The organism is Spirosoma endbachense (assembly GCF_010233585.1).
In the GTDB taxonomy this organism is placed as follows: domain Bacteria; phylum Bacteroidota; class Bacteroidia; order Cytophagales; family Spirosomataceae; genus Spirosoma; species Spirosoma endbachense.
Map to the genome: position 1 here is coordinate 7,240,864 of NZ_CP045997.1, position 23,896 is coordinate 7,264,759.

Here is a 23,896-nt window from a genome sequence, read left to right on the forward strand (position 1 = left end):
AACTCGAAACGATCGAGTGTCGTTTTATTTACTTTCGACCAATTCGAGTACAACACTGGTTCGGCGCGTATCGACATTGGGATTAAAGCCAATGGTCATCAGGTAGTTTCCGGAATAAACAGTGGTTTCCGTGTTAATCGCCGATTTTGTTCCTGGATATACATTCAATTCCCGAACCGAATAGTTTTTGGCCGGGTCGAGCCCTTTCAGGCGAACGGGAGCGGTGCTACCAGCCTTGTAGCGATTTTTGGTCAAATACGAAAACCAGACAGCCCGATCTCTGGATTCACTCACATACATCAACGAAGCAATGTCACTGGTATAAGGCGATAACAGTCTGAATAAATCACCCTGCCACACAACCGTCTTGATCTGCTCGTAGGTTTTCAGCGCCTGTTGGCTGAATTCCAGTTCTTTCTCATCTAATTTACTGACAACGATGTCGTAGCCAACTTTGCCCATCATGGCCACATCCGTCCGAAACTTGATTGGCTGTTTCCCCCAATCAGTAACGTGGTTACAGGTAGCAATAGCCGGGAAGAAATAGGAATAATTCCATTGGATGAACACCCGCTCCAGACCGTCGGTATTGTCGCTCGGCCAGAACTCGGTAAAGTACCGTAAAGCGCCGTAATCGACACGCCCACCGCCCCCCGAACAGAGCATCATCGGTAAGGTCGGATACTTCGTGCGGAGCCGCTCCATCACTTTATACAAGCCCTGCACATAGTCTACATACAGGTGTGATGGGTTGGGATTAGTAGCCGAAAATGCGTTATAAATGACGGCATTACAATCCCATTTGATATAGCTTAATGTTGGATTTTTCGTCACCACATCGTCGACAATACCGTAGACGAACTCCTGAACTTTGGGATTAGTCAGATCAAGTACCAGCTGATTTCTAAAATAATACTCCTGACGGTTTGGGAGCTTCAGCACCCAGTCGGGATGTTTTTCGTAAAGTTCGCTCTTGGGGCTTACCATTTCTGGCTCCAGCCAGATACCGAATTTAATACCTGCGCCCTCGGCTTCTTTGACCAGATGGCCCAAACCATGCGGCAGTTTTTTAACATTTTCCTGCCAGTCACCCAAACCAGCGCGATCGTCGTTACGGGGGTATTTGTTGCCAAACCAACCGTCATCGAGCAGAAACAGATCGACGCCTAATTTCTTGCCATCCTTAAAAAGTGCCGTTAACTTTTCCTCGTTGAAATCGAAATAGGTGGCTTCCCAGTTATTGAGCAGCGTCAGCCGATCGCCCTGTCCCTGCGGAATACGGAACTTACGCGCCCAACGGTGCAGATTTCGGCTGGCGGTTCCTTTCCCTGAATTTGAATACGTGAACAGAAACGCCGGTGTTGTAAACTCCTTGCCTGGTGTCAGCGAATAGGCCGATGCGTACGGATTGATTCCTGCCGTAAGCCGTAAGTTATGCAGCGGATCGACCTCAAATGCAATCTGATAGTTACCCGACCAGGCCAGCGTTCCGGCCATAACTTCGCCTTTATCTTCTTCAGCGGGCTGGTTGAGGGCGACCATAAACGAAGGTGGTTGAAACAGATCGGCCCGTGTTCCTAATTTGGTATCCAGCAGTTTGATGCCTTCCGAAAGCAGTTCTTCGGTTGGATTCATTTCGTTGGCCCAGTCGCCGTGGAAATGCGTCAGGTAATAATTCTCCGCCGGAATGTACAGGTTCGCTGATGCGTATTTATGCAGCGTAACGTTCTTTTTTTCGGTATGCCGTATCGTAGACCACTGTTCAATAACATCTTCGTTCTGGTATGCTTTATAGTACAGCGTCACCTCAAACGGATATTGCGGGTCTTTCAGATAAACCGTTGTCAGCACGGTGCCTTCCTCTGCGGGCTTGCGTTCATGCCGCACATAGCGCAGGTCAAGTGATGGGTTCCCGTCGGCATGGGTCACCTGAATGGCTGGTTCCAATAGATTTCGTCCCCCGGCAGGCGTATAAACGGAATTGTAAATGCCCGTGTAATCTTCCCCACGCTTGCCATTTCCCGGAATGCGTGCATACTCGTCGGTGCGATCAAGCCGTTGGCCGAGGTGAACAATAGTCGGATTCTGGTCTTTATCCACCCGAATGACCAGAGCGGTTCGACGGGTTTCGATAACGATGTGTGTGTCACCAGGTGCGCTCCAGGCTGTTACTATGGTCAGGGAAAGCATGACCACAAATACAAAAACAGGTCGAATCATTGGGTGGTTTATCTTCGGGATAAAAGACATTGGCTGTTAAGCGCAGGATAGTTGCTCGTACTTTAGTTAAAGTCCGCCATCCTGCGTTTAACAGCCAAATTTCTAAAAACTAAATTTGAGAATAACTGGTCGGCTCCAGAAAAATCCGGATAATGTTTGACACCGTGTTGGCATATTCCGGCGCCTGAGCAGTAGTTTTCCAATCAGGATCAGCGCTAAATTGTTTCCAGTTAGCATCACGCTCTGCCATATCCTTAAATGTTAGCATGTAGGTTAGGCAAGGCATGTGCTCACCCGCCACAACTTCCCCAAAAAATACCGGGTATAGTTTCGTTTTGTTAAAGATCTTGATCTCTTCTACATTAAACATTTTTATCTTCCGCCGAACGGCATCTTCGTTATAGCCTTCGTAGGTGCGCAGTTCAAAAATTCTGGGTTGTTTCTCCGGTACAATCAGCTGTGGCAATCCATCAAACGCACTCATCAGTGATGTCGAGTAGCGGCCAAAAGGTGCTTTTTCGGGCGGCAGGCTAACATAAGCCTGAGTAGCCTGACCAAATGCCTGATCGCTGGTCAGCTTGCTGGCCGCCGTAATGTAGGCATCCCAGGATGGATAGGGAATTAAAACGTGTAGTTTGGCCGGATCCGATTTACCCATCTCCCGAAAAGCGCCTACACTTTTGACACCTTGCCGGTTTAGCGCCGGAATCAGCGCATCTTTCAGGTAATTTTCAATAGTCGATTGCGGAGAGCCATACCTGGGTTCATAGGTTCGCCATTCATATACTGCTTTCTGTGCATCAGGCTTGTTGCTTTCAGAAGTCGCCAGCGCAGGAACGGCCAATAGCGATGAGGCCACAAAATTTCTTCGTTTCATTTAGGTTCATACAACCTCAGCCCACAAACCAATACCAGGCTTGTGGGCTGAGGTTGAGTTTAGTTCGTTTTTCTAAACACTAATTTTGGTCAGATTCCGATAGCTGATGGCAATGGATTCCAATGGGGGGCGCTTGCAGATATCCTGCTCTACGAAATAGTGCGTTAATCCTGCTGTTTTCTTCGCATCGAAAATACGCTGGAAATTGATCGAGCCTAAGCCCACCTCCGCAAATTCGCGCTCTTTTGTTTTGGCCATATCTTTTATATGCCAGAGCGGGAAACGACCAGGATGTTTCTTGAACAGAGCAACCGGATCCTGCCCCGCGAAACTGGCCCAATAAAGATCAAGCTCCATCTTCACCAGATTCGGATCAGTGCCTTTCAGGATAAGATCGTAGGGCAGTTGACCGCCCATGGGCTTAAATTCAAAATCGTGGTTATGGTAAGCAAATTGAATGCCGCTGGCTTTACAAAGCTCTGCCGATTTGTTGAACAGATCGACATGGCGTTTGTAGTCATCCATTTTGCGTTCTTCCGGAAACAGATACGCACACACCATGTATTTCTGGCCCAGTGTAGCCGCATCGTCGACGGCCCGCTTCCAGTCCTTTTTCAGCGTACCCTTCGCATTGGGCATGGTGTTTCCGGTAGTGTAGTGACCGCTCGGAGCCGACAAACCCAGACTCTTCAGTAAAGCCGAAAACTGAGCCGGTGTTTTCCCAAAAAACTTACCATCCGAATAGCCAAATAGCTCAACTTCTTTATAGCCAATCTCAGCTACTTTTTTCAGCGTGCCTTCAACGTCTTTCGGCAGTAAGTCACGCAGGGTGTATAGTTGTAAGCCAACGGTTTTGGCAGGCTTGGCAAATACATCAAGGCCAGGAGTCAGGACGGCGGCCATCGCCAGCGCACTGGTTTTAAGAAAATCCTTACGGGATACTTTTTGTGAACCGTTCATAGCAATGGGAATTAATTAGTATTACCTCCATAAGAGACAGATGTAATCTGCCTACTCTTTACCGCCTGACCCTTGCCCGTTTATCTGCCCAAACAATATACTACCGGGTGTCTAAAATGGCTTATAATCGGTTCGCTAACCGTCATGATTATATCAAATCGCCGTCGTTCATAAAGTGATTGTTTAGGGCTCCTTTTCTACTACCACTCTAACGAAACTACCAGTAAAGTACTTAAGCTATAAACGTGATCATAGCCTATCATTTTATGAACAAAATCACGTTATTCACGTGTAGCTGACCTCTTACTCTATGCCGCGTTTTTACTCGCTATTTCTTTTTATTTGTCTGTTTACCACAAGTCTTCGGGCAGAACCGGTTGCTTTTGTGCAAAACCGTGGTCAATGGGCAGATGAGGTGCGGTTTCGGGCTGAAATTCCGGGCGGTTATCTGTACCTGAAAGCCAATGCGCTTCATTACGTTTTCTACGATGGCGCAATCCTGTCCAGCCATCATACCCCAACGGCAGGGCAACCCATGAGCGATCAGATTCCGGGGCATGCCGTTGAAGTTCGATTTGAGGGAGCTAATGCCGCCAGCCAGATTGAAACCAGTCACCCCTCCCCTACTATTCGTAATTATCTTACAGGCAAGCATCCTGTAGGTAATGTTTCGGCATTTAGCGAGGTGCTTTACCACGACCTTTATCCGGGAATTGATCTGCGGCTATATGCCTATTATCAGACGCTCAAATACGAATTTATTGTTCACCCTGGTGCCGACCCAGCCGCTATTCGACTGGCTTATTCAGGTGCCAGCCGCGTTCGAATGGATAATGAGCAGCTGGTGGTCGAAACGAGCCTTCAGTCGATTACGGAAAGCCGTCCCTACTCCTATGTTAGCCAGAACGGTCGCGCCATCGAAGTCGCTGCACACTGGCAACTCGACACCGACCAGAATACGACTACCGTTCGAAAGGCAGGCTTCCGATTTCCAAATGGGTACGATAAAACACAAACGCTGACCATTGACCCCGAACTGGTTTTCTCGAGCTACTCTGGTTCCTATTCCGACAACTGGGGCATGACGGCTACCTACGATACAGACGGTAATCTTTACTCTGGCGGCATTGTGTTCGGGCCAGATTTCCCGGCCATAACCGGGGCGTTTCAAGCCAAGTTTAGTGGCGAAGTCGATGTAGCCGTTCTGAAATTCAGCCCGGATGGCAGCAAACTGCTTTACGCTACGTTTCTTGGCGGCAAACAGGCCGAGGTGCCACATAGCCTCATTGTCAATAACCGGGGAGATCTTGTGATCATGGGTTCCACCTCCTCAACCGATTTTCCGGTAACAGCGGGTGCCTATCAAACTAAAACCCAACTGGGTACACCAGCCTCCTACTCCTTCGCGACCACGACCAGTATTGAGTTTAACAATGGCAGTGATCTGTTTATTTCTATTCTTAGTCCCGATGGCAAGCAACTAAAAGCGAGCACATTCGTAGGAGGAGCCAGTAAAGATGGAGTAGGTGCCAGTTTAACTACCGGTATACATGGCGATGGGATATCATTCCGAAATTATGGCGATGATCTTCGGGGTGAAGTAATTGTCGGTCCAGACGATGACGTTTATGTGGCCAGCGTAACCGAATCCACTGATTTTCTGGCTGCTGCCCTGCCCATAACCGGGAGCAATCAGGCCGATGCAGTCGTTTTCAGATTAAGTTCTGATTTATCGCAACTTCGCTGGAGTTCCCGAATGGGCGGTAGCGGTTATGACAAAGCGCATAGCCTTAAATTAACGGCATCAGGCAGCTTATATGTTTGTGGAGTCACCACTAGTCTCGACTTGCCCGCCAGCACAGATGCCCTTAAATCGAAGCTGGAAAGTACAATCCATGTCGACGGATTCGTCGCTCGCTTCGATAATCAGAAAATAGCCCGGATGACGTATCTGGGTACCGAAGCCGAAGACATTGCCTACTTGCTGGACATAGATCCTGATGGCAATCCATACGTTTTTGGGTCGACACGAGGCAAATATCCCGTCACAACGGGTACGTATCAGAATGCGGGAAGCAGCCAGTTTATCCATGCACTTGACCCGAATTTAGCAAAGACCATTTTCTCTACTGTTATTGGGTCGGGACGGTCAACGCCAGACATTGCTCCGACGGCATTTCTGGTCAACGAATGTGGTAACATATACCTGTCGGGCTGGGGCGGAGTGGTGAACGTACGAACCGGCTTTAACACAAGCAGCAACACGACCGGCTTACCGGTTACGAAAGAAGCCTATAAGAAAACAACGAATGGCAGTAATTTTTGGGTAGCCCTACTGGAGCGGGGGGCCAAATCACTACTCTATGCCACGTTTGTCGGTAGTGACGCCATCGGTCGGGGCGATCATGTCGATGGCGGGACATCACGATTCAATAAACAGGGTGTTATTTTCCATGCGGTTTGCGCCTGTGGCGGCACAAATTTCCCGGCAACGGCCCAAGCCTGGTCAAAAACCAACAACAGTACCAATTGTAATAACCTGGCGTTCAAATTTGATGTAGACCGGCTGCGGGCGGGTTTTGATACCTATCGCGGTACGGAAAAAGGCGTCATAACAGGATGCACACCCCTTACACTCACGTTTCAGAATACGAGTTCTGGTGGAAAACAGTACCAATGGCTCATCGATGGCCAGGTCGTCTCAACCGATACGGCAAAAACGAGCTATGTATTCACCAAAGCCGGGCAATATCTTGTCAAGATTCGCGCGTATAACCCACTGACGTGTCAGCGAGTGGATTCTGTCCAGCAACTGATTACGGTCAATCCGGCCAATTTCCAGATCAGCCCCGACACAACCATCTGCCCCGATGCCAGCGCCCTTCTGAGGGCCAGCGGAGCTACAAAATATGCCTGGTCACCAGCCGATGGATTAAGCAGTACAACCATTGCCAATCCAATGGCCAGTCCAAAACAAACGACGACTTACACGGTCGACATGACCAATGAATTTGGTTGCGTAACTCGCAAAAGCGTAACCGTGAGCACTGATGCGTCATTTCGGCCTGATTTTACGGTCCAGGTTGGCGAAGACTGCAACCAGGCGGCCCAGCTTACATTCGTCAATAATACAAAGAATGCGGACCGATATGTCTGGCAGTTGGGCAATGGTGATACCGTTCGAACGCCTATACCCGAAAACTATCAGTACAATCAATCGGGGCAATACACGATTACACTCACGGCATCGCGTAATGGCTGTTCCCTAAGCGCTACCAGGACGATTAGTGTCGAGAATCTGAATAACATCCCAAATGTTATTACGCCCAACAACGACGGGAAAAATGATGTTTTCAATATCGGCCTGTCGGGCATGAAAATGGTGATTTATAACCGCTGGGGCCGACGGGTGTTTGACGCGTCACCTTATCAGAATGACTGGGGTGCTAATGTTGAAAATGGCGTCTATTATTACCTGCTCACAACCCCCACCGGAACCCAGTGCAAAGGATGGCTACAAGTGCTTCAGTAGATTAAGTATATTGATAGGCCCACCAGATCAGGAGACCCTGTATGGGTAATCGTGCCCAGCGCAACCAAACCGGAAATTTCCGAAACCGGCTGGCGGTAGCCATATACACATTGGCCGGAAAGACGGCAATGAGCAACAGAATCAACCCCCAGGCCGATAGCGAACGGGTTGCCGGAAAGAGTAATCCAATACCCAATAGTACTTCAGCTACGCCACTCAACATAACCAGCATGCTATGCGCCGGAATATAAGGCGGCATTATGCTGAGATAGGTTTTGGGATTTATAAAATGATTCAGTCCAGCAGCGATGTAAATAATGGCCTGGATGTAAAGGCTTAGGTTATTCATTAATCAAACGGTTTTGCTGCGGGACGGGTGAATTGTATCGATTTCTCCGGTATAAACAATAAACGATAAATGAACGAATAAGGATTAAACCTTTATTGACAAAGCACGTCCAAGTAGCACAAAACAACAAAACTGATGAACGCAAAGGGAATAGTAGTGGCCGTTGCAGCGCTGTTTTTGTCTGTTGGTGCTTATGCTCAAAGTCAGCCAGAAGCGCCAAAAAGTAAACACAGGCTGACCCTTAACGAACGGAAAGCAAAACGGGCGGACATAAAGGGGAAACTCGCAAAGATGACACCTGAGGAGCGGAAAGCCTTTAAACAGGCGCACCACGACCGGATGCAGGCCCGCCTGAACGCTATGACACCCGAGCAGCGCGCCAAAGTACTGGAACGTCGGCGTCAGCACAAAGCGCAAAAAGACCAGGAAGGAAAGTAATTAAGTTGGTTAGGTTTGCTATTACCCCACCGTGACCGAAGCGTGGCCTGCCAATTGGCAGGTCACTTTTTTTATCGATGACACAGCAGCTATCAAGCTATCGTTATTCGACCACGTGCCCAACAAAGCCCGCGCCATTGTCTAAGATCAAACCACCGCGCCGGAATCCAAGCCCACAGGCTTCTCCTGCGTAAAAAACCCCGGCCTGATAACTATGCCCGGTGGAGTCTTTCGGAAACTCAACGTATTCCTGATAAATTTTCGGGTAATCTCCGTAGTCACCGTCAACGGCCTGCCATTCGCTGCCATCGGTGTTCAGAATGCGAACATTAGCGCCCTCACGCCCGAACAATACTTTCTCAACGCATACTTTATTGACCAGCGGCTTTGTTTCTACTTCCAGCAATAGCGGATGATTTGGGTACAATTCCCACAGAATTTTCAGGATGTATTTCGATTGAAAAAGTAGTGTATAGGCAGGATTCAGGATCAAGGCCAGGCGTTTACGAACCAGATCCGTCAAAATCTCTACAAGTTCGGGTTCGTCTTCGGCGATTGCTTCCCAGGGAATCAGTTTAAACCAGAAATCAAGCTTTTCGAACTGACCATTCTTCGGATTTTGCCAGAAAATACCTTCCTCATCCGAAAATTCGACGCTATCAATAAAATCGAACTCAACCTCAAAACCAGCCTCACGTGCGGCTTCGCCAAGCAGGGCGACGTTGGCATCATCTTCGGGGAAGTCGCGCATGGCCGATAATAACAAGGTCGGTTGCAGGTCCGGATTCAAGGCAAGCAGCTCTTCAAACTGGCCCGTAAGCGTTTCAAAAACAGCATTGAACTGATGGCTTTCGTCAAAACCATTGGCCCGAAGGTGAGCATATTGCACCACCGCCGTTTCGGGCAAACAGGTTGCGGTATCGGCGTTGAATTCGATCAGTTTAATGGGTTGGCCATCAATTCCACCAGCTATGTCAAAGCGACCATACAAATGAATGTTCCGATCATCGTCCCACGATAATTTTATCAGCTCGACCAGATTAGCCGGAATGCCAAGTTCAGCAAATCGGTTCTGATCGATAACATGCTGCCCGGCGGCAATGAACATCTCGAATAGTTCATTAGCCGCTTCATAATACGCATCTGCTTCGGCAGGCGTTACAAGCACTACCTCATTGGCTAAATAAGGCAATGTATCCTGCCCGAGCATCCAGTCCCATCCCAGATTGCGGAGTTGTACATCGGGTGAAGCAGCGAGTGATTTGAGCGAAATCATGGAAGGAGTCAAGTAAGTTGGCAAAAAAGAATGCTTTCTGTGTGCAAAGGAACTACTCTATGGCCCGCCTGCACCTTATTTTCGTTGGACTGCTTTTTATGCTGACGACCGGTAAAACTCAAGCACAATCAGTGCCAAAATCTGCGGTACCCGTCATTTTTGATACGGATATGGGGCCAGATTACGACGATGTTGGTGCCATTACGATCCTCCACGCCCTTGCCGATAGTGGTCAGGCCCGGATTCTGGCCACGATTGCCAGCACGAAGTACCCTAAAGTTTCGCAGGTATTGAGCGTGCTGAATACGTATTTTCATCGGCCGAACATTCCCATTGGCGTACCCAAAGGTGAGGCTGTTACCGACAAAGACACGCAGCACTGGTCTGATACGCTGGTAGCTCATTATCCGCACGCCATCCGGTCAAACAATGAGGTTCCGGATGCAGTGGCGCTCTACCGACAGATTCTGGCGAAGCAGCCCGACCGGAGCGTTACCATTATTACGGTTGGATTTCTGACTAATCTGGCTAACCTGCTCAATTCAAAACCCGATCAGTATTCCAAACTTTCGGGAAAAGAATTGGTATCGAAGAAAGTGAAGAAGGTCGTTAGCATGGCGGGCAAGTTTCCGAGCGGCCGGGAATACAATGTGTTCAGAGATACGCCAGCCTCAAAAATTGTCTTCGAAAACTGGCCAACATCCATGTTGCTAAGTGGTTTCGAGATCGGCCAGCAGATTCATAGTGGTTTACCGTTAACGCAAAATAGCCGAATCAGAAACAGTCCGATAAAAGACGTTTTTGCTATTTCCCTGCCCAAAGCGAAGGAAGATAAAGGCGGCCGTATGAGCTGGGATCAAACCGCTGTTCTGGTTGGCATTAAAGGTTATGCACCTTATTATACAGTAAAATCGGGTCGATTGACACTAAACACTGACGGTTCCAATGGCTGGGACGATGCGGGTAAAGGGCATCAGCACCTGGTCGTAAAAATGCCCGTATTGGCGGTTGAAAAAGTCATCAACGATTTGATGCAGCATCAACCCATTAAGCGCTAAACCAGAACGGGCAACGGCCATTTAGTGTTATAAAAAAACTATGGCTACCTCCTCGTCTCAACCGACCCTGCTTTTCGACGGCGTTTGCAACCTTTGCAATGCGGCCGTTACATTCGTCATCAATCACGATTCCAAAAAACACTTTCGGTTCGCATCCCTACAATCGCAAACCGGGCAGGACATACTTCGCCAGATCGGTCGCCCAACGGACCAGTTTGACTCTTTCGTATTGTGGGAAAATGGCCACTTCCACGAGCAATCAACGGCGGCCCTGCGCGTGGTTCGTCAGTTGTCGGGCGGATGGCCGTTGCTCTACGGATTCATCATTATACCGAAGGCTATCCGGGATGCTGTCTATCGTTTCGTTGCCCGGAACCGTTACCGCTGGTTCGGTCGGCGTGATGCCTGTATGCTGCCCACTCCTGAGTTGAAAGCTCGTTTTTTGGCCTGAACGGCCTATTTTGCCAACCTCTTTTTAGTGGCCACTCTCTTCTTTATTCTCCTTTAAAAAATCCAGTACTAGTTTACACAGCATCTCACTTTTTAATTCGGGCATATCATGTCCCATGTTCGGGTAAATACACAATTGTCCTTTTTTCAGCGATCGAAATATATCAATGCTATGCTCTAGTTTTATCATGTCGCGATCTCCCCGTATAATCAACACGGGTACGGCAATGCGGGAAAGTTTGTCGTCGGAAACTTTAATTTCTCCTGACCACATTTTTTGATTATCCTCCCAAAACTTAATCCACTTGTCGGGCTGAGGATTTAGGCTCTGATAATGTTTAAGCCAGTCTTTGTCCTCTTTTACGGCCTCTACAGTGTACTCCTTTTTCAACGCAATTCCTTCCTCAGTTAGCCCGCTTGATCTGGCATTTGAAGCTCCACTGACAACTTTCTTTATTTTATCAGTTCTATTGGCGGCAAGTAACAAAGCCGTATTCCCACCCGTACTCCAACCCATTACGTAAGCGCTATCCAGGTGAAGCTGATCAATAAGTACAGAGCAGTAATCGGCTAACAAGTCCCCACTCAAACTGTCGGCCTGCTCAGATCGGCCATGTCCTGGAGCGTCCGGTGCTATTACTCTGAAGTGTCTGGCTAATTCTGGAATAATGCCGCTTAGATTTTCAATCGATCCAAGCCCCTGGTGTAACAGAAGTAAGGGTACCCCGTTACCATATTCTTCATAATAAATTTTTGTACCGTATATGGTTAGGTATTTTCCATTGTTCGAGCCATAGTTGACCGATTTTACGGCTTCTTCGGTCTTATTGCAGGAGGCAAGTAGTATACCTATCGCCAGGTAGCACATAAATTGTTTCATAGCCGTATTTCTCGCTTGAGTTGGTGAAATAATTTCCAGTACAAGAAGTCAATAAATCAGCGCATCTTTTGATAAGCGCCCGGCATTTATGAAACTTTAACAGCTTCGTGTAATCAGGACTTTCGCTCAGCGGTCCACGTGCTCAGACTGTCAAATGGATCTCTTAAAACTCCTCCAGCAGCCTGATTAGGGTAGCGAAGAAACTCTGTTGGATAGAGACCCATGTAGAAAGATCTGATCAGGTATAGTCTGGTTTCGCTAATACTTAGCGTAATGGTCAATGTATAATTTACTGACCTTACCGTCCTGGAAATGTACCTGTATCTGATCCATTTGATCAGGACCGGTTGAATAACCGAAATACCATTGCGGTGATTGGTTCATGCCCGAATCGTAAGCAGCAGAGAGGTTTTTAGTCAGCAAGGAAATGTATTCAAACTTGTTCGTATACGCTTTTAAGCTTCTGATACTGGCTAGCTTTTCATACAGAGACGAAACAGGATCACCCACCCGCACCGATGAATTGGCAGCTTGTTTTTCGGGCCATTGAGTAAGTTGCTGGCCACTGTTTAGATAGATACCTTTAACCGCTTGCCCTTCAATAGTAATTTGTACCCCTGAGTCGGTTCCTGGCTTTTGATCCAGGAGAATATATTGATACAAAGGCAGCCGTTCCTTCAGTGTCGTGAGTTCAGAAAAAACGTTATTGACTACGTTCAGGTAGGTAACCCCCTTCGTTTGCTGAAGTGCCTGAATTTTAGGATATACGGTTGCTGCTTCTTCGTCAATGGCTATGCCTAAATAATTACCGCTTTTGACGCTATCACGGGTGATTCGATAGGGTTCGGGTTCTGGGCCTGTAGTCTCGGGCGTAACGGAAGGTTCCATTTGGCATCCATAAACAAGGGTCATTGACAGCAGGAATCCAATAAAATTAGTTCTCATGAGTTTGGGGGTTGTAAAGGACCGACCCACTTACCGCATTATTGGTTGTAATCTCCGATAGAAATCTGGCCGTGCCAGCCACGGTAGACCCGATTGGTAGTTGCAACTAATTTAGAAAAGCCAATAGTCATGAAGTCTCCATTGTCTTTGGAGAAGAGGTTTTACCGTGAACCGGAAATCTTCAGAAATCGAGAGGGCTATCACATTGCCTGCCTTAACCACCATAGGTAGTTCATACGGATAGTGATCAGTAGCCTGACAATCGTCAATGAATGAACGAACGGTACCTACTGAATACTTATACTCGTGCAGTTGTTACACGTTCAGCTGTTAGCCCAGCCTGCGTTCTGAATGAACGGAGTAAAGTCTGATACGTCTCGATCTGTTCCGATTGATACTGACTACTCCAGCCTAATTCGGTAGCCATCAAACCGGCAACCAGAGGGGCTATTTGGGCTGTCAGCTGCCAGTCCGACAATTCGAGCCGCCAGCGTCGGGCCAGTACATCGCGGAGTGTTACGGCCATTTCCTGCTGCACCTGATAAACAACCTCGGCTCTAATAAAGGGCTGGCTTTGGGTAAGTTTCTCGCCTAGACCAGGGCGTTCAGCAGTAAGTTGAGCCACACGTTCAGCCCGATCGCCATAGGTTTGCATCAGATGCTGGCAAACATCAGTTGGGAGATTATAGTCTTCCTGTAACACCTGCCAATCCTCAAAGCGATACGTTTCGCCCCCAACCAGGTAATGAAGTTCTGTCGTACCGATGGCTGGTTTATTCAGCAGTTCGCCCACGCGGTCAATAGCATCCTGCGCCATCAGGCGATACGTTGTCCACTTGCCACCCAGTAAACTCAACAGGCCCGATTCGGAATCATGCTCAACTTCATGGTCGCGCAGGAGCGTTTTTGTATCGGCACGGCTACTCACAATCAATGGTCGGATTCCGCCAAAACCAGCCTGAACCTGATTTTTATCTGGTGTTTTGGCCAGATAAGGGCGTAAAGTATCGAGCAGATAATCAACCTCATCGGCCTCAAGTACGGGCTCATGCTTCAGGTCCGTGTAGTCATTGTCGGTCGTGCCAACGAAGACCTTGTCGCCAAATGGAATGGCAAACACAACGCGCCCGTCGGCCGTTTTTGGAATCAGTATGGCACAATCGCTCTGTAAGGTTTCGCGAGGCAGCACAATATGGACGCCTTTGCTTGGCCGAATGCGCCGGTCAAGGGCCGGATTGGCTAATAAACGAATCGCATCAGAAAAAGGCCCGGTGCAATTCAGAAAAAGCGTTGCCCGGATCGGGAATGTCTCGCCCGTTAACTGATCCTGCACAATGGCCCGTGTTAGTTGCCCATTTTCTCGCTCAAAATCCGTTAAAGAAAGGTAATTGACGACAGCGGCACCCGCTTCATCGGCAGAATGAGCCAGTGCAAGCGCGTAACGGGCATCGTTAAACTGGCCGTCATAATAGAGAACAGCGCTATGCATTTGGGGTGTCAGCGTCGGCATTTTATCGAGGGCTTCGGCTTTGTTCAGCCAGCGTCCTTTAGGAAAGCTGTCATGCCCGGCAAAGAAGGCATAAAGCGCCAACCCGATGGACATATACATACCCTCGAACCAACTGAACACGGGAGTCAATAAAGCCAGGGGATGCGCTAAATGAGGAGCATTACGGATTACAGTCCGGCGCTCGGCCAATCCATGCCGAACCTGTTTTAATTGTGCCAGATCAAGTTTTTTAATTGCCTGTTCCAGATACCGTACCCCACCATGAATGAGCTTGGTTGAACGCGACGATGTTTCTCCGGCAATGTCACCCCGATCAATCAGGGCAACGCGGTAACCGCGCAGCGCAGCGTCAAGAGCGGCCCCGGCCCCACTGGCTCCGGCCCCGATGATGCAAATATCAAATGTCTCCTCCTGCAGCCGCTTCCGATTGTCGTCCCGATTCATGCATCAAAGATACACAGATTTGCTGTGTCTGCTGGTTAAGAGGTTGTTAAGTACCCGATCATTTTTGGTAAACGGATCTACAGTACGGCAAATAGAGGTTATGCAGCTATGAATAAAAGCTTTATGCTTCAGTATAATCCAGTTCTTTCCCAAACGTTTCTTCCATGGTTATCAGCGACCAGAAACCTAACCCAAAACAAACCAGCGCCACAATGGCCGCTGCGCCCAGTACACCAACAGAGGGTTTCATGGCCTGAAATGCCGGAATGCTCAGCAATGTGGTCGCACGAACGTTATTGGCAACGGAGGTCGTGGCTGTAGCGCGCAGGTTGGTTCCAAAACTTTCGGCTGTAATGGTCAGAAACATCGCAATGTAGCCAATGCTAAAGCCCATGCAAAGACAAAGCGCGTAGAACGTAGTGGCGGAAGAAATTACTCCGGATAAATACACGAATACAAAAAACGCCGTAAGTCCCATCATCAGACCGATGGCTTTCTTCCGGGATCGAAGTCGCTGGCTCAGGATACCACTCGACAGATCGCCAATAACCGTACCAATGTAGGTAAACATCACGCACCGGCCGGGTTGAATAGCCTCGTCAATACCTAGCGCCTTACCAAATTCATTGCTGAAGGTAGCCAGAATGCCGATAACAAGGTACGTTGGAAGTGCTATTCCCATACAGCGGAAATACCGCAGAATACGGTCCCGCCCCTGGAACAAAGCCCAGAAATTACCCCGCGAGACGTTGGTTCCCTGCACTTTCTTGAACATACCTGATTCGAGCACGCTCACGCGTAAAGCCAACAGACCTAACCCCAAACCACCACCGACCAGATAGGTCGTACGCCAGTCAAACAGTGTAACGGTAAAATAAGCAACCACAGCCCCTAAAAGGCCAACACTGGCCACCAGAGACGATCCGTAGCCACGAAGCTCTTTAGGAAGGATTTCGCTCACCAGTGTAATGCCCGCGCCAAGCTCGCCAGCCAAACCCAGGCCAGCCACAAACCGAAACCACGCATAAATTTGTGGATCATGCACAAAGCCACAAGCCAGGTTCGCCAGTGAATACGTGATAATTGAGCCAAACAGCACCGATAACCGCCCTCGCTTATCGCCCAGAATACCCCAAAGAATGCCACCAAGTAATAATCCGGCCTGTTGATAATTCAGAATTCGTCCGCCAATGAGCGAAATTTCCGCTTCAGAAAGACCCAGATCTTTCAGGCTGGGTACACGAACAATGTTGAACAGGAGCAGATCATACACATCCACAAAATAGCCCAGTGCGGCAACAATAACCGGCAGCGTAAATAAGGGTCGAAGCGAAACAGGAGAAGAGGAAGCACTAATTGTCGATTGCATACTAGTCAGGAATAGCATTGGCAAGTTATAAAAGAAGTCGTAAGTTCTTAACTAAAAAAGACATGGAGCAATGCCCCATGCCTTTCATGTTTCTAACTTCTATGCGTAAATTCCTCGGCACTATTTAATTCATTGAGATGAGCCGCGTTGGCAATTGCTGCTCTATAGTTGGCGTTGTCAGTTTGAATGTGCGCTCTTCGGTCTGGTTGCCATCCGAAATACGGAAGGTGTATTTACCATCACCAACCTGGCTCAAATCAAACTGCTGGCGATAACCGTTCTTCTTGCCTCCTTTTGCAGGCAATGCTTCGCGGAACATGACCTGACCTTTTTCATTGAGCAGTTCGACACTGATTTTATCGTCGGCTTTATATTTCTCCAGGCAAAGCCAGACTTTAGATACGTCGTTGGCAGGAAACATAGCAATGGCAAATGCCTTTTGCTCGGGTTGATCGCCTGGACCCAGTGCGAACGATGATGCGGATACACTTAAAACGAATGCTAATGCACTTGCGACGAATTTGATTGAGGTTTTCATTGTGTTGAATTGTTATGTTTAGAACCTTTAGCTGTCAACCCAATGATGCGCATAAAGCCGCTAACCGCTCGCCTTCGTGAGCAACGGTTTAAGAAAATGATGAATGGTTCCGGGAAGAAATTTGCGGTTAAAAAAATCTTTCCTGACCGAATAGCAGAGATCGATCAGAAAGTCATGTCAAAAAAAAGCCTCATACCAACAGGAGATCGGTATGAGGCTCAATGTATGACTGGAATGCCCTACTCTACAAAGTCAAGATCTTTCCCAAACGTTTCTTCCATTCGACTCAGTGACCAGAACGCCAGCCCATAAACAATGACGCCCAACAATCCGGCAGCCACTAACGTACCTACGGATGGTTTGAGCGCCTGAAACAGGAGCGTCATTGGGATAAGTGTCCCGCGTACAACACTCGGCACCGAGGTCGTGGCCGTATTACGAAGGTTCGTGCCATAGAGTTCGGCTACCATCGTTAGGAACATAGCGATATAGCCCGTACAAAAACCGGCCAATAGACAAACGGTGTAGATACCGCTTGCCGTTCGGATACCGCCAAAGAGATAAATGCCGCTTAGGAGCGCACTAAAAATCAGTAAACCCGTAATAGCTTTGAGCCTTGATCGTAACCATTGACTGATCGGGCCACTCAGCAGATCGCCACCTGCTAAACCAACATAAATCAGCATCACGCAACGACCGGGTTTAACACCTTCAGCAATGTCGAGTGCCTGCCCGAACTCATTGGCAAACGTAGCCAGAATACCGACGATGAACCAGGTTGGCACACCAACAGCTACGCATCGGAGGTATTTGATAAGCTGGGGCCAGCTACTAAAAAAATAAAGAAAATTACCACGACTAACCCGTTTGTGTTCTACTTTCAAACGGCTAAACAAACCCGATTCAAATACGCTAACCCGTAGCAGCAGTAAGACCAGGCCCATGCCACCGCCAACCCAAAATGCGGTTCGCCAATTGAAGTATTCGACCGTCAGATAAGCTACTCCTGCTCCCAGATAGCCTATTCCGGCTACCATCGACGACCCGTAACTTCGAATTTCTTTCGGTAAAATTTCGGATACCAGTACCATGGCGGCTCCGATCTCACCCGACAGACCAACTCCGGCAATGAAGCGCAGCAACGCATAGGTGTTCACATCCTGCACAAATCCGCAGGCAATGTTGGTCAGTGAGTAGGTAAGAATACTACCAAACAGCACCGACATCCGACCGCGTTTATCGCCCAGAACACCCCACAAAAACCCGCCTAACACCAAACCCGCCTGCTGGCAGTTCAGAATGAACGTTCCGGCTTTTGATACATCGACCTCCGACAGACCCAATGATTGTAGACTTGGTACGCGGACAATGCTAAAAATAAGCATGTCATACACATCCACAAAGAAGCCCAGCGCCGATACAATGACGGGCAAGGCAAACAAGGGGCGGAACGATACTCGGGCAGGTACGCTAGAGACAGTTTGCATAAATTAGTAGCTGAACCGCCGGGCGGCCGTGCAAGATTTATTCCTCCAGATAATCCAGATCCTTACCGTGGGTCTCCGGAATGGTGAGTATGGAGTAAAAGCCAAGGATAAAACTGATTAGCCCGACAACCGCTCCGGCATTAATAATATCGAGCGATGGTTTGAGCGCCTGATAGGTCAAGGTCATCGGAATGACCAGACCACGCACCATGTTCGGAATTGTTGTAGCAGCCGTTGCACGGAGGTTCGTGCCAAATTGTTCGGCACCAATGGTCACGAACATAGCCCAATAGCCGATGCCGAAACCCATTGCCAGACATAGTCCATACAGCACAGTTGCGCTTTTAATGCCAAGGAACAGATAGACAAGGCCAAAAATCAGGGCAATACCCATCAGTAAAGCCACCGCTTTTTTGCGCGATTCCAGCTCCTGGCTGATAAAACCGCTGGCAAGATCGCCGACAGCCAGCCCGACGTAACACCACATAATGGCTAACCCTGGCTGGATCTCTTCGGTAATGCCCAGCGCTTTGCCAAACTCATTGCTGAACGTAGCCAGAACACCAATCACAAACCAGGTTGGTAATCCGATGCCTATGCATTTAAGATAGCGGCTCAGCCGGTCGGCATTGGTAAAAAACGACAGAAAATCACCCCGGCTTACGTGCTTCTGTTCGGTTACGTCCTTGAACATACCCGACTCCACAACACCAACCCGCAGCAACAGCAACCCAATGCCCAGCCCTCCGCCGACAAAGAAGGCCATTTGCCAATCAAAATATTTAACCGTAAAATAGGCCACAACAGCCCCGGAAAGCCCAATACCAGCTACCAGCGATGTACCTATGGCGCGTTTTTCCTTAGGTAGAATCTCGCTCACGAGCGTAATACCCGCTCCTAATTCACCAGCCAGCCCTATGCCTGCAACGAAGCGCATGACAGCGTAGTAGGTAACCGGGTCCATAAACGTGACGTTCTTGATGAAACCACAGGCAATATTGGCAATAGAGTAGGTAATAATTGACCCGAACAGTACCGATAATCGCCCGCGCTTATCGCCTAAAACACCCCACAGGATACCCCCAATCAGTAATCCACCCATTTGCCAGTTCAGAATGCTGGCGCCAACGGTTGAGATTTGATCCGGTGTAAGGCCCAGATCTTTCAGGCTCGGTACGCGGACAATCCCAAAAAGGAGCAAATCATAAATATCAACGAAATAGCCTAACGCGGCTACAATTACGGGTAAACTTAGTAACCCAGCTTTGGTCGGTTGAGTCGGGCCGCCGGGCGGCTTAGAAGAAAGAGTAGGAACAGCCATACGGCAGAATCTGCGAGTAAAGTCAAAACGATTCTGCAATTATACGAAATGACCAAAGAAGATTGGGAAATCAAGGCACCTTTATTGGCACAATGACCTTAAAATAAGGAAGTGAAGGGCATTTATAGCCCAATATCGCATCCGTCCGTATCGCAGACGCGGGAGTTGTAATCTATGATCACTCAACCGGAGGCTGGCTTTTCTCCTCTTCAGAAACAGCAATCGGCAACGGTTCGGCAACGGCTTCCTGCCTCACGGTTGGTCGAACGACAGGCACGGGTTTGGGTAGGATTCCGTAGATGGCATAAGCCGTGCCGAGCGACCATACTTTCAAGCCAACGCGCGCAAAAATCAGAGACTGTTGGACAACCAGCATAAGCAGAATCGTTAGCCAGTCGTCCATGGTAATGGCCTCATCGATCAGGAAATAAATGCCAAATAGGCCCGTTCCGATCAAAATCAATACCAGATAAAGCCCGTACGTTTTGCCCGGATTGCGTAACACCAGCCTTCCCGCGCGTCCAAATGCCCGAAAAGCGCCACGTTCATCTTCCCTGAACATCAGCACCTTTGCATAATCACCTATGCAGAGTACAAACGTAACCGTGAGAGCAGACAACGCAAAGAATGAAGCTCCGACCCAGAATAATCCCCGCTCGGTTAGCGTATCTTCCAGAGCAAGATGCATTAACGTGCCCAGAACGAGCCAGAAGCCCCCTCCTGCCAGCACAAACAGAAAGCTAACGCTAAACAGTCGAAGAAACCGACCGACGTATTGGCTACACGCCTGCCAGAACACGCCAATATCGAATCGCGGCCGGGTCTGCGAAAAACGCAGTAAAATACCTCCGGCAACAAATACACTCAGAAAAATATAAAGGCCGCCCAACCAGCGGCCAACACTAAACAACGGATTGATAGCCCGCTCACTGCGGTGCATAAAGTCGGAATAAATGCTATAATCGAAGCCGTTCAGCAGATTTAGAAAAGCCAGTGAATTTTGGTCCTCAACCTTCAGCGTGTTGTAGAACGGCAGGGCCACCAGCAAACCCAGCACCAGTGTAATGCCATAGAGAAGCCACAGGAGCCTGGGCGATCCAAGCGTTTGCCGGAGGGTAACAAACAAAGTATTCATCAGGATCGGGTCGAAAAATCGTCAGACTCAGCGGGTTTGTCCTCCGAAAATACGATTTCTTTATTTCCCGACAACGGGTGTTCCGTTCTGATTTTCTCCTGTAGTTTCAAAAAACCGTCGATCAGCGCTTCAGGGCGGGGAGGACAGCCAGGCACATAGACATCGACCGGAATAATTCGGTCTACGCCTTTCACCACATGATACCCATGCTGCCAGTAAGGGCCGCCACAATTGGAGCATGATCCCATCGAAATAACGTAACGGGGTTCGGGCATCTGCTCATACAGTCGCCGGATACGGTCGGCCATTTTGTAGGTCACCGTGCCCGATACAATCATGATATCTGACTGCCGGGGCGAAGGGCGGGGAAAAATCCCGAAGCGTTCAAGGTCGTAATTGGCCGCGAAAGCCTGCATCATTTCGATGGCGCAGCATGCCAGCCCGAAACTCATGGGCCAGAGCGACTTTTCGCGTGACCAGTTCAGGAGTTCTTCTGAATGCATCAGAAGAACACTTGCTTCGCCCGATTTATCTGAAACAGAATTTGATGACATGTTTTTAGTCGATACGTTCGTGGATACAACCGATGCCAGCTTCTTACCAACTTAGTCACTTACTGGTTTTGTCTGGCAATCGATTTAGTAAATCCTGTTGGTACTCCACACTAAATGGCTCTAATTGCCGCCGTAAGCTGCCTTCTGGATTGGCAGGATCAAGCGGTCGAATAACCCGGCTCGATACATTACCAATGGCCGAGCTTAGTATTAGCCCGGCCGTTGCCCCTCCTGCCGAAGCAAAAGCCAGTGTAAGGCCATACGCGACGGGGCTTCTGGCTGGATTCTGCCGCAGCGACTCATTCGAAATAAAGCCAACGATCAATGCACCAATAACCGCACCTGTTATCAGCACCGTTTTTTTATTTTCCCGGCGAATGACCACTTTGCGAATGGCAGAAAGTGGAATTCGTCTGCGCCAGTGCTGAGGTCTTGTTTCCACATACAGCTGGCTATCCGTTACCGCGTCCAGAACACCCCGAAATCGATTACCCTCTTTCGTGACAATTCGCACTCGATATTCCTCAACAAGGGGTTGCTGAGCAAACGTTTCTATTGAAAACGACCCTATTATCCACGCGGTCAGCACCAGATAACGGCGCAGAAACAGGCTCACCGTTTGTAGCGATCGTTTACCCGCTGATACAAATCAGCGGGTACTTTCGTTTCCATCGTGGGCACTTTGGGCTGCGGCTTCACCCAGTCCAGGTAACCTTTTACCCAAACGTAGGCTAGCCCAAGAGCCAGGATTGCGACGAATAAAAACGCTTCCGCCAGTGCAAACCAACCCCATAAACCGCCCGTCTCCCGAATCAGTGCCGCTTGCCCAAACACCGTCGCCCACGGAAACAGAAACACGAGTTCGACATCGAACAGCACAAATACCAGGGCTACCACATAAAACCGGATATTAAACTGAACGTTAGCATTACCGACTGGCTCCTCACCCGACTCGTAGGTGCTGTTCTTCTCGACATTCGGGCGGTTCGGGCGGAGCAGCCGTGCCCCAAACAGCACGATGCCAATAAAGGCGAACGCAGCCAGAATGAACAATAGAATAATGCCAAAGTCGGACAGCATGGCTTTTTACAGTATGCGATTATGATTTATAGTATACGAATTAGGCTATACAGTAGCTGCCCCACCTGTGTGTCGCTGGATCAGCCAGTGTATAGCCTAAACGATACCTCGTATTCCGTACGAAGGGAACTTACTTTTTCTTTTTCGGAAACAGATTATAAACAATCGACGCCTGGAAAACGCGATTCTGGTAGGTTGCGGTTGCTTCTGGCGAAACATTCGTCAGGCCATAAATGTAGCGAAGATGCAGGCTAAACTTATCGAGCATATCCAGAAAATCGTAATGTACGCCCAGGATTACGCCCAGGTCATTGTTCCGGCCCGGCCCAGTACTGGACCCGGAGTTCAACGCATAACTAAATTCAGGGCCAGCCTGTATGGTTAATCCTTCGGTCGGAATATAGCCAAACAGGATCGGTACACTCAAATAGGTATAGGTGTTGTTTATGGTCAGACGTGCAGCATTGGTCTGTTCAACCTGAAACGCGCCCCCTTTTACATTGAGCATGAGCTCGGGTTGCAGGACAAGTCGATGAAGCCGGTATCGGTACATAATACCAAGATTGGGGTCCAGATTCTGCTTGGGAATGTTGACACTCGTGCCCGAGAGGCTTAGTCGCGTTAACGACCCGCCCACTTTCACACCAAAATGCCCACCAACGGGTTTATTGCTCTGCGCCCGCAAAGCCAGGGGCGAACTGAATAAAAAAATAAGTAGTAGTAGTCGGGAAACCTGCATACAAAACTGATGGAAGGAAGTTGACCTTCCAATAACGGCTGATTATCCGGAAACGCCGGACCGCCGACAAAATTGGTGAAAAAAGTTAAGATATTACCCTTGCGGCTGTGATCAGGATTAATTCAACCGTGGGTCGACCGGGTAATGGGCTATTGATTTAAACTCGCCACCCATTCGCTTGAGCACACCGCGCCAAAACTGATCGGCGGGTGTTTCGAACAGGAAGGTGGCATCGGCACGGCTCACGATCCATGCTTTCTGGTCCAGTTCACCGGCCAGTTGCCCGGCATCCCAACCAGAGTAGCCCACAAAAAACCGGATATCACGCTCCGTGAGGGTGCCAACATTAATGGCCTGTTTCACCTGTTCAAAATCACCACTCCAGTATAAACCACTCGTTACCCGAATAGAACCATCGATCAAATCGGGCCGACGATGAATAAAATGTAGCGTATTCTGCTGCACCGGGCCGCCAATAAACAAGGACTGAGTCGTATAGACATCGTCAATGACATCCCCTAATTGTAAATCCGTAGTCTGGTTCAGTACCAAACCGAATGTGCCAGCGGGGCTATGTTCACAGACCAGCACAACGCTACGGTCAAAATTAGTGTCGCCCATAAATGGCTCGGCAATCAACAGACTGCCATTCGTAACGGGTAGCGTGTTGGCATTCATGGCCCTCGAAATGTTAAAGATTGTTACGTTAAAAACGACATATTAAAGACGATGTT

Annotated in this window: 22 protein-coding genes; 4 read left to right on the plus strand and 18 right to left on the minus strand. The window is 48.8% G+C overall.

What is annotated here, in order from left to right; all coding sequences use genetic code 11:
* Positions 1-24: 24 nt before the first annotated feature.
* From GJR95_RS29480 to GJR95_RS29490, 3 genes are all read right to left on the minus strand, one after another.
* Positions 25-2,220 (minus strand): alpha-galactosidase, encoded by a 2,196-nt coding sequence (locus tag GJR95_RS29480; protein WP_162389270.1) that lies wholly within the window; start codon positions 2,218-2,220, stop codon positions 25-27.
* Between the two features lie 109 nt (positions 2,221-2,329).
* The gene (locus GJR95_RS29485; protein ID WP_162389271.1) at positions 2,330-3,097 is read right to left on the minus strand and encodes an NIPSNAP family protein; all 768 of its coding nucleotides are present in this window, start codon (positions 3,095-3,097) and stop codon (positions 2,330-2,332) included.
* A gap of 72 nt (positions 3,098-3,169) precedes the next feature.
* Complete coding sequence (locus GJR95_RS29490; protein ID WP_162389272.1) at positions 3,170-4,057, minus strand: TIM barrel protein; 888 nt, start codon at positions 4,055-4,057, stop codon at positions 3,170-3,172.
* A gap of 310 nt (positions 4,058-4,367) precedes the next feature.
* Here GJR95_RS29490 and GJR95_RS29495 point away from each other — a divergent pair, with 310 nt between their 5' ends.
* Complete coding sequence (locus tag GJR95_RS29495) at positions 4,368-7,589, plus strand: gliding motility-associated C-terminal domain-containing protein (protein ID WP_162389273.1); 3,222 nt, start codon at positions 4,368-4,370, stop codon at positions 7,587-7,589.
* 1 nt (position 7,590) lies between these two features.
* Here the strand turns inward: GJR95_RS29495 and GJR95_RS29500 are convergent, their stop codons facing one another.
* Entirely contained in the window at positions 7,591-7,938 is a 348-nt protein-coding gene (locus GJR95_RS29500) for a DoxX family protein (RefSeq protein WP_162389274.1), read from the minus strand.
* A 135-nt stretch (positions 7,939-8,073) separates the two neighbouring features.
* On the opposite strand from GJR95_RS29500, the gene GJR95_RS29505 reads away from it, so the two are divergent.
* Positions 8,074-8,376, plus strand: coding sequence for a hypothetical protein (locus tag GJR95_RS29505; protein ID WP_162389275.1), 303 nt, complete (start codon positions 8,074-8,076; stop codon positions 8,374-8,376).
* Between the two features lie 103 nt (positions 8,377-8,479).
* On the opposite strand, the gene GJR95_RS29510 is transcribed toward GJR95_RS29505, so the two are convergent.
* Complete coding sequence (locus tag GJR95_RS29510; RefSeq protein WP_162389276.1) at positions 8,480-9,652, minus strand: glutathionylspermidine synthase family protein; 1,173 nt, start codon at positions 9,650-9,652, stop codon at positions 8,480-8,482.
* 98 nt (positions 9,653-9,750) lie between these two features.
* On the opposite strand from GJR95_RS29510, the gene GJR95_RS29515 reads away from it, so the two are divergent.
* Together GJR95_RS29515 and GJR95_RS29520 are read left to right on the plus strand one after the other, a co-directional pair.
* Entirely contained in the window at positions 9,751-10,710 is a 960-nt protein-coding gene (locus GJR95_RS29515; protein ID WP_394370007.1) for a nucleoside hydrolase, read from the plus strand.
* 40 nt (positions 10,711-10,750) lie between these two features.
* Entirely contained in the window at positions 10,751-11,161 is a 411-nt protein-coding gene (locus tag GJR95_RS29520) for a thiol-disulfide oxidoreductase DCC family protein (RefSeq protein ID WP_162389278.1), read from the plus strand.
* Between the two features lie 24 nt (positions 11,162-11,185).
* Here the strand turns inward: GJR95_RS29520 and GJR95_RS29525 are convergent, their stop codons facing one another.
* The 13 genes from GJR95_RS29525 to GJR95_RS29585 form a co-directional block, all read right to left on the minus strand.
* Complete coding sequence (locus GJR95_RS29525; RefSeq protein WP_162389279.1) at positions 11,186-12,040, minus strand: alpha/beta fold hydrolase; 855 nt, start codon at positions 12,038-12,040, stop codon at positions 11,186-11,188.
* Positions 12,041-12,298: 258 nt separating this feature from the next.
* Positions 12,299-12,985, minus strand: a complete 687-nt coding sequence (locus tag GJR95_RS29530; RefSeq protein WP_162389280.1) for a hypothetical protein — start codon at positions 12,983-12,985, stop codon at positions 12,299-12,301.
* 298 nt (positions 12,986-13,283) lie between these two features.
* Complete coding sequence (locus GJR95_RS29535) at positions 13,284-14,939, minus strand: glycerol-3-phosphate dehydrogenase/oxidase (RefSeq protein WP_162389281.1); 1,656 nt, start codon at positions 14,937-14,939, stop codon at positions 13,284-13,286.
* A 121-nt stretch (positions 14,940-15,060) separates the two neighbouring features.
* Positions 15,061-16,308 (minus strand): MFS transporter, encoded by a 1,248-nt coding sequence (locus GJR95_RS29540; RefSeq protein WP_162389282.1) that lies wholly within the window; start codon positions 16,306-16,308, stop codon positions 15,061-15,063.
* A 124-nt stretch (positions 16,309-16,432) separates the two neighbouring features.
* The gene (locus tag GJR95_RS29545) at positions 16,433-16,846 is read right to left on the minus strand and encodes a hypothetical protein (RefSeq protein ID WP_162389283.1); all 414 of its coding nucleotides are present in this window, start codon (positions 16,844-16,846) and stop codon (positions 16,433-16,435) included.
* A 239-nt stretch (positions 16,847-17,085) separates the two neighbouring features.
* Positions 17,086-18,333 carry an MFS transporter gene (locus GJR95_RS29550; RefSeq protein WP_162389284.1) on the minus strand — a complete coding sequence of 416 codons (1,248 nt, stop codon included), beginning with the start codon at positions 18,331-18,333 and terminating at the stop codon, positions 17,086-17,088.
* A gap of 37 nt (positions 18,334-18,370) precedes the next feature.
* On the minus strand, positions 18,371-19,654 hold the full coding sequence (locus tag GJR95_RS29555; protein WP_162389285.1) for an MFS transporter: 1,284 nt from the start codon (positions 19,652-19,654) through the stop codon (positions 18,371-18,373).
* Positions 19,655-19,832: 178 nt separating this feature from the next.
* Positions 19,833-20,789 (minus strand): hypothetical protein, encoded by a 957-nt coding sequence (locus tag GJR95_RS29560; RefSeq protein ID WP_198424752.1) that lies wholly within the window; start codon positions 20,787-20,789, stop codon positions 19,833-19,835.
* Positions 20,789-21,343, minus strand: a complete 555-nt coding sequence (locus GJR95_RS29565) for an NADH-quinone oxidoreductase subunit B (RefSeq protein WP_162389286.1) — start codon at positions 21,341-21,343, stop codon at positions 20,789-20,791. The genes GJR95_RS29560 and GJR95_RS29565 overlap by 1 nt, the downstream gene beginning before the upstream one ends.
* Before the next feature lie 55 nt (positions 21,344-21,398).
* On the minus strand, positions 21,399-21,959 hold the full coding sequence (locus GJR95_RS29570; protein WP_232540896.1) for a hypothetical protein: 561 nt from the start codon (positions 21,957-21,959) through the stop codon (positions 21,399-21,401).
* Positions 21,956-22,423 (minus strand): NADH-quinone oxidoreductase subunit A, encoded by a 468-nt coding sequence (locus tag GJR95_RS29575; RefSeq protein WP_162389287.1) that lies wholly within the window; start codon positions 22,421-22,423, stop codon positions 21,956-21,958. The genes GJR95_RS29570 and GJR95_RS29575 overlap by 4 nt, the downstream gene beginning before the upstream one ends.
* 130 nt (positions 22,424-22,553) lie before the next feature.
* The gene (locus GJR95_RS29580; RefSeq protein ID WP_162389288.1) at positions 22,554-23,162 is read right to left on the minus strand and encodes a porin family protein; all 609 of its coding nucleotides are present in this window, start codon (positions 23,160-23,162) and stop codon (positions 22,554-22,556) included.
* Between the two features lie 117 nt (positions 23,163-23,279).
* Complete coding sequence (locus GJR95_RS29585) at positions 23,280-23,840, minus strand: YqgE/AlgH family protein (protein ID WP_162389289.1); 561 nt, start codon at positions 23,838-23,840, stop codon at positions 23,280-23,282.
* Positions 23,841-23,896 lie beyond the last annotated feature (56 nt).

What these genes read in the sequence shown, in the direction of transcription:
- GJR95_RS29480 (WP_162389270.1), bottom strand. Translation starts at nt 2,220, where the DNA reads ATGATTCGACCTGTTTTTGTATTTGTGGTCATGCTTTCCCTGACCATA.
- GJR95_RS29485 (WP_162389271.1), bottom strand. Translation starts at nt 3,097, where the DNA reads ATGAAACGAAGAAATTTTGTGGCCTCATCGCTATTGGCCGTTCCTGCG.
- GJR95_RS29490 (WP_162389272.1), bottom strand. Translation starts at nt 4,057, where the DNA reads ATGAACGGTTCACAAAAAGTATCCCGTAAGGATTTTCTTAAAACCAGT.
- GJR95_RS29495 (WP_162389273.1), top strand. Translation starts at nt 4,368, where the DNA reads ATGCCGCGTTTTTACTCGCTATTTCTTTTTATTTGTCTGTTTACCACA.
- GJR95_RS29500 (WP_162389274.1), bottom strand. Translation starts at nt 7,938, where the DNA reads ATGAATAACCTAAGCCTTTACATCCAGGCCATTATTTACATCGCTGCT.
- GJR95_RS29505 (WP_162389275.1), top strand. Translation starts at nt 8,074, where the DNA reads ATGAACGCAAAGGGAATAGTAGTGGCCGTTGCAGCGCTGTTTTTGTCT.
- GJR95_RS29510 (WP_162389276.1), bottom strand. Translation starts at nt 9,652, where the DNA reads ATGATTTCGCTCAAATCACTCGCTGCTTCACCCGATGTACAACTCCGC.
- GJR95_RS29515 (WP_394370007.1), top strand. Translation starts at nt 9,751, where the DNA reads ATGCTGACGACCGGTAAAACTCAAGCACAATCAGTGCCAAAATCTGCG.
- GJR95_RS29520 (WP_162389278.1), top strand. Translation starts at nt 10,751, where the DNA reads ATGGCTACCTCCTCGTCTCAACCGACCCTGCTTTTCGACGGCGTTTGC.
- GJR95_RS29525 (WP_162389279.1), bottom strand. Translation starts at nt 12,040, where the DNA reads ATGAAACAATTTATGTGCTACCTGGCGATAGGTATACTACTTGCCTCC.
- GJR95_RS29530 (WP_162389280.1), bottom strand. Translation starts at nt 12,985, where the DNA reads ATGAGAACTAATTTTATTGGATTCCTGCTGTCAATGACCCTTGTTTAT.
- GJR95_RS29535 (WP_162389281.1), bottom strand. Translation starts at nt 14,939, where the DNA reads ATGAATCGGGACGACAATCGGAAGCGGCTGCAGGAGGAGACATTTGAT.
- GJR95_RS29540 (WP_162389282.1), bottom strand. Translation starts at nt 16,308, where the DNA reads ATGCAATCGACAATTAGTGCTTCCTCTTCTCCTGTTTCGCTTCGACCC.
- GJR95_RS29545 (WP_162389283.1), bottom strand. Translation starts at nt 16,846, where the DNA reads ATGAAAACCTCAATCAAATTCGTCGCAAGTGCATTAGCATTCGTTTTA.
- GJR95_RS29550 (WP_162389284.1), bottom strand. Translation starts at nt 18,333, where the DNA reads ATGCAAACTGTCTCTAGCGTACCTGCCCGAGTATCGTTCCGCCCCTTG.
- GJR95_RS29555 (WP_162389285.1), bottom strand. Translation starts at nt 19,654, where the DNA reads ATGGCTGTTCCTACTCTTTCTTCTAAGCCGCCCGGCGGCCCGACTCAA.
- GJR95_RS29560 (WP_198424752.1), bottom strand. Translation starts at nt 20,789, where the DNA reads ATGAATACTTTGTTTGTTACCCTCCGGCAAACGCTTGGATCGCCCAGG.
- GJR95_RS29565 (WP_162389286.1), bottom strand. Translation starts at nt 21,343, where the DNA reads ATGTCATCAAATTCTGTTTCAGATAAATCGGGCGAAGCAAGTGTTCTT.
- GJR95_RS29575 (WP_162389287.1), bottom strand. Translation starts at nt 22,423, where the DNA reads ATGCTGTCCGACTTTGGCATTATTCTATTGTTCATTCTGGCTGCGTTC.
- GJR95_RS29580 (WP_162389288.1), bottom strand. Translation starts at nt 23,162, where the DNA reads ATGCAGGTTTCCCGACTACTACTACTTATTTTTTTATTCAGTTCGCCC.
- GJR95_RS29585 (WP_162389289.1), bottom strand. Translation starts at nt 23,840, where the DNA reads ATGAATGCCAACACGCTACCCGTTACGAATGGCAGTCTGTTGATTGCC.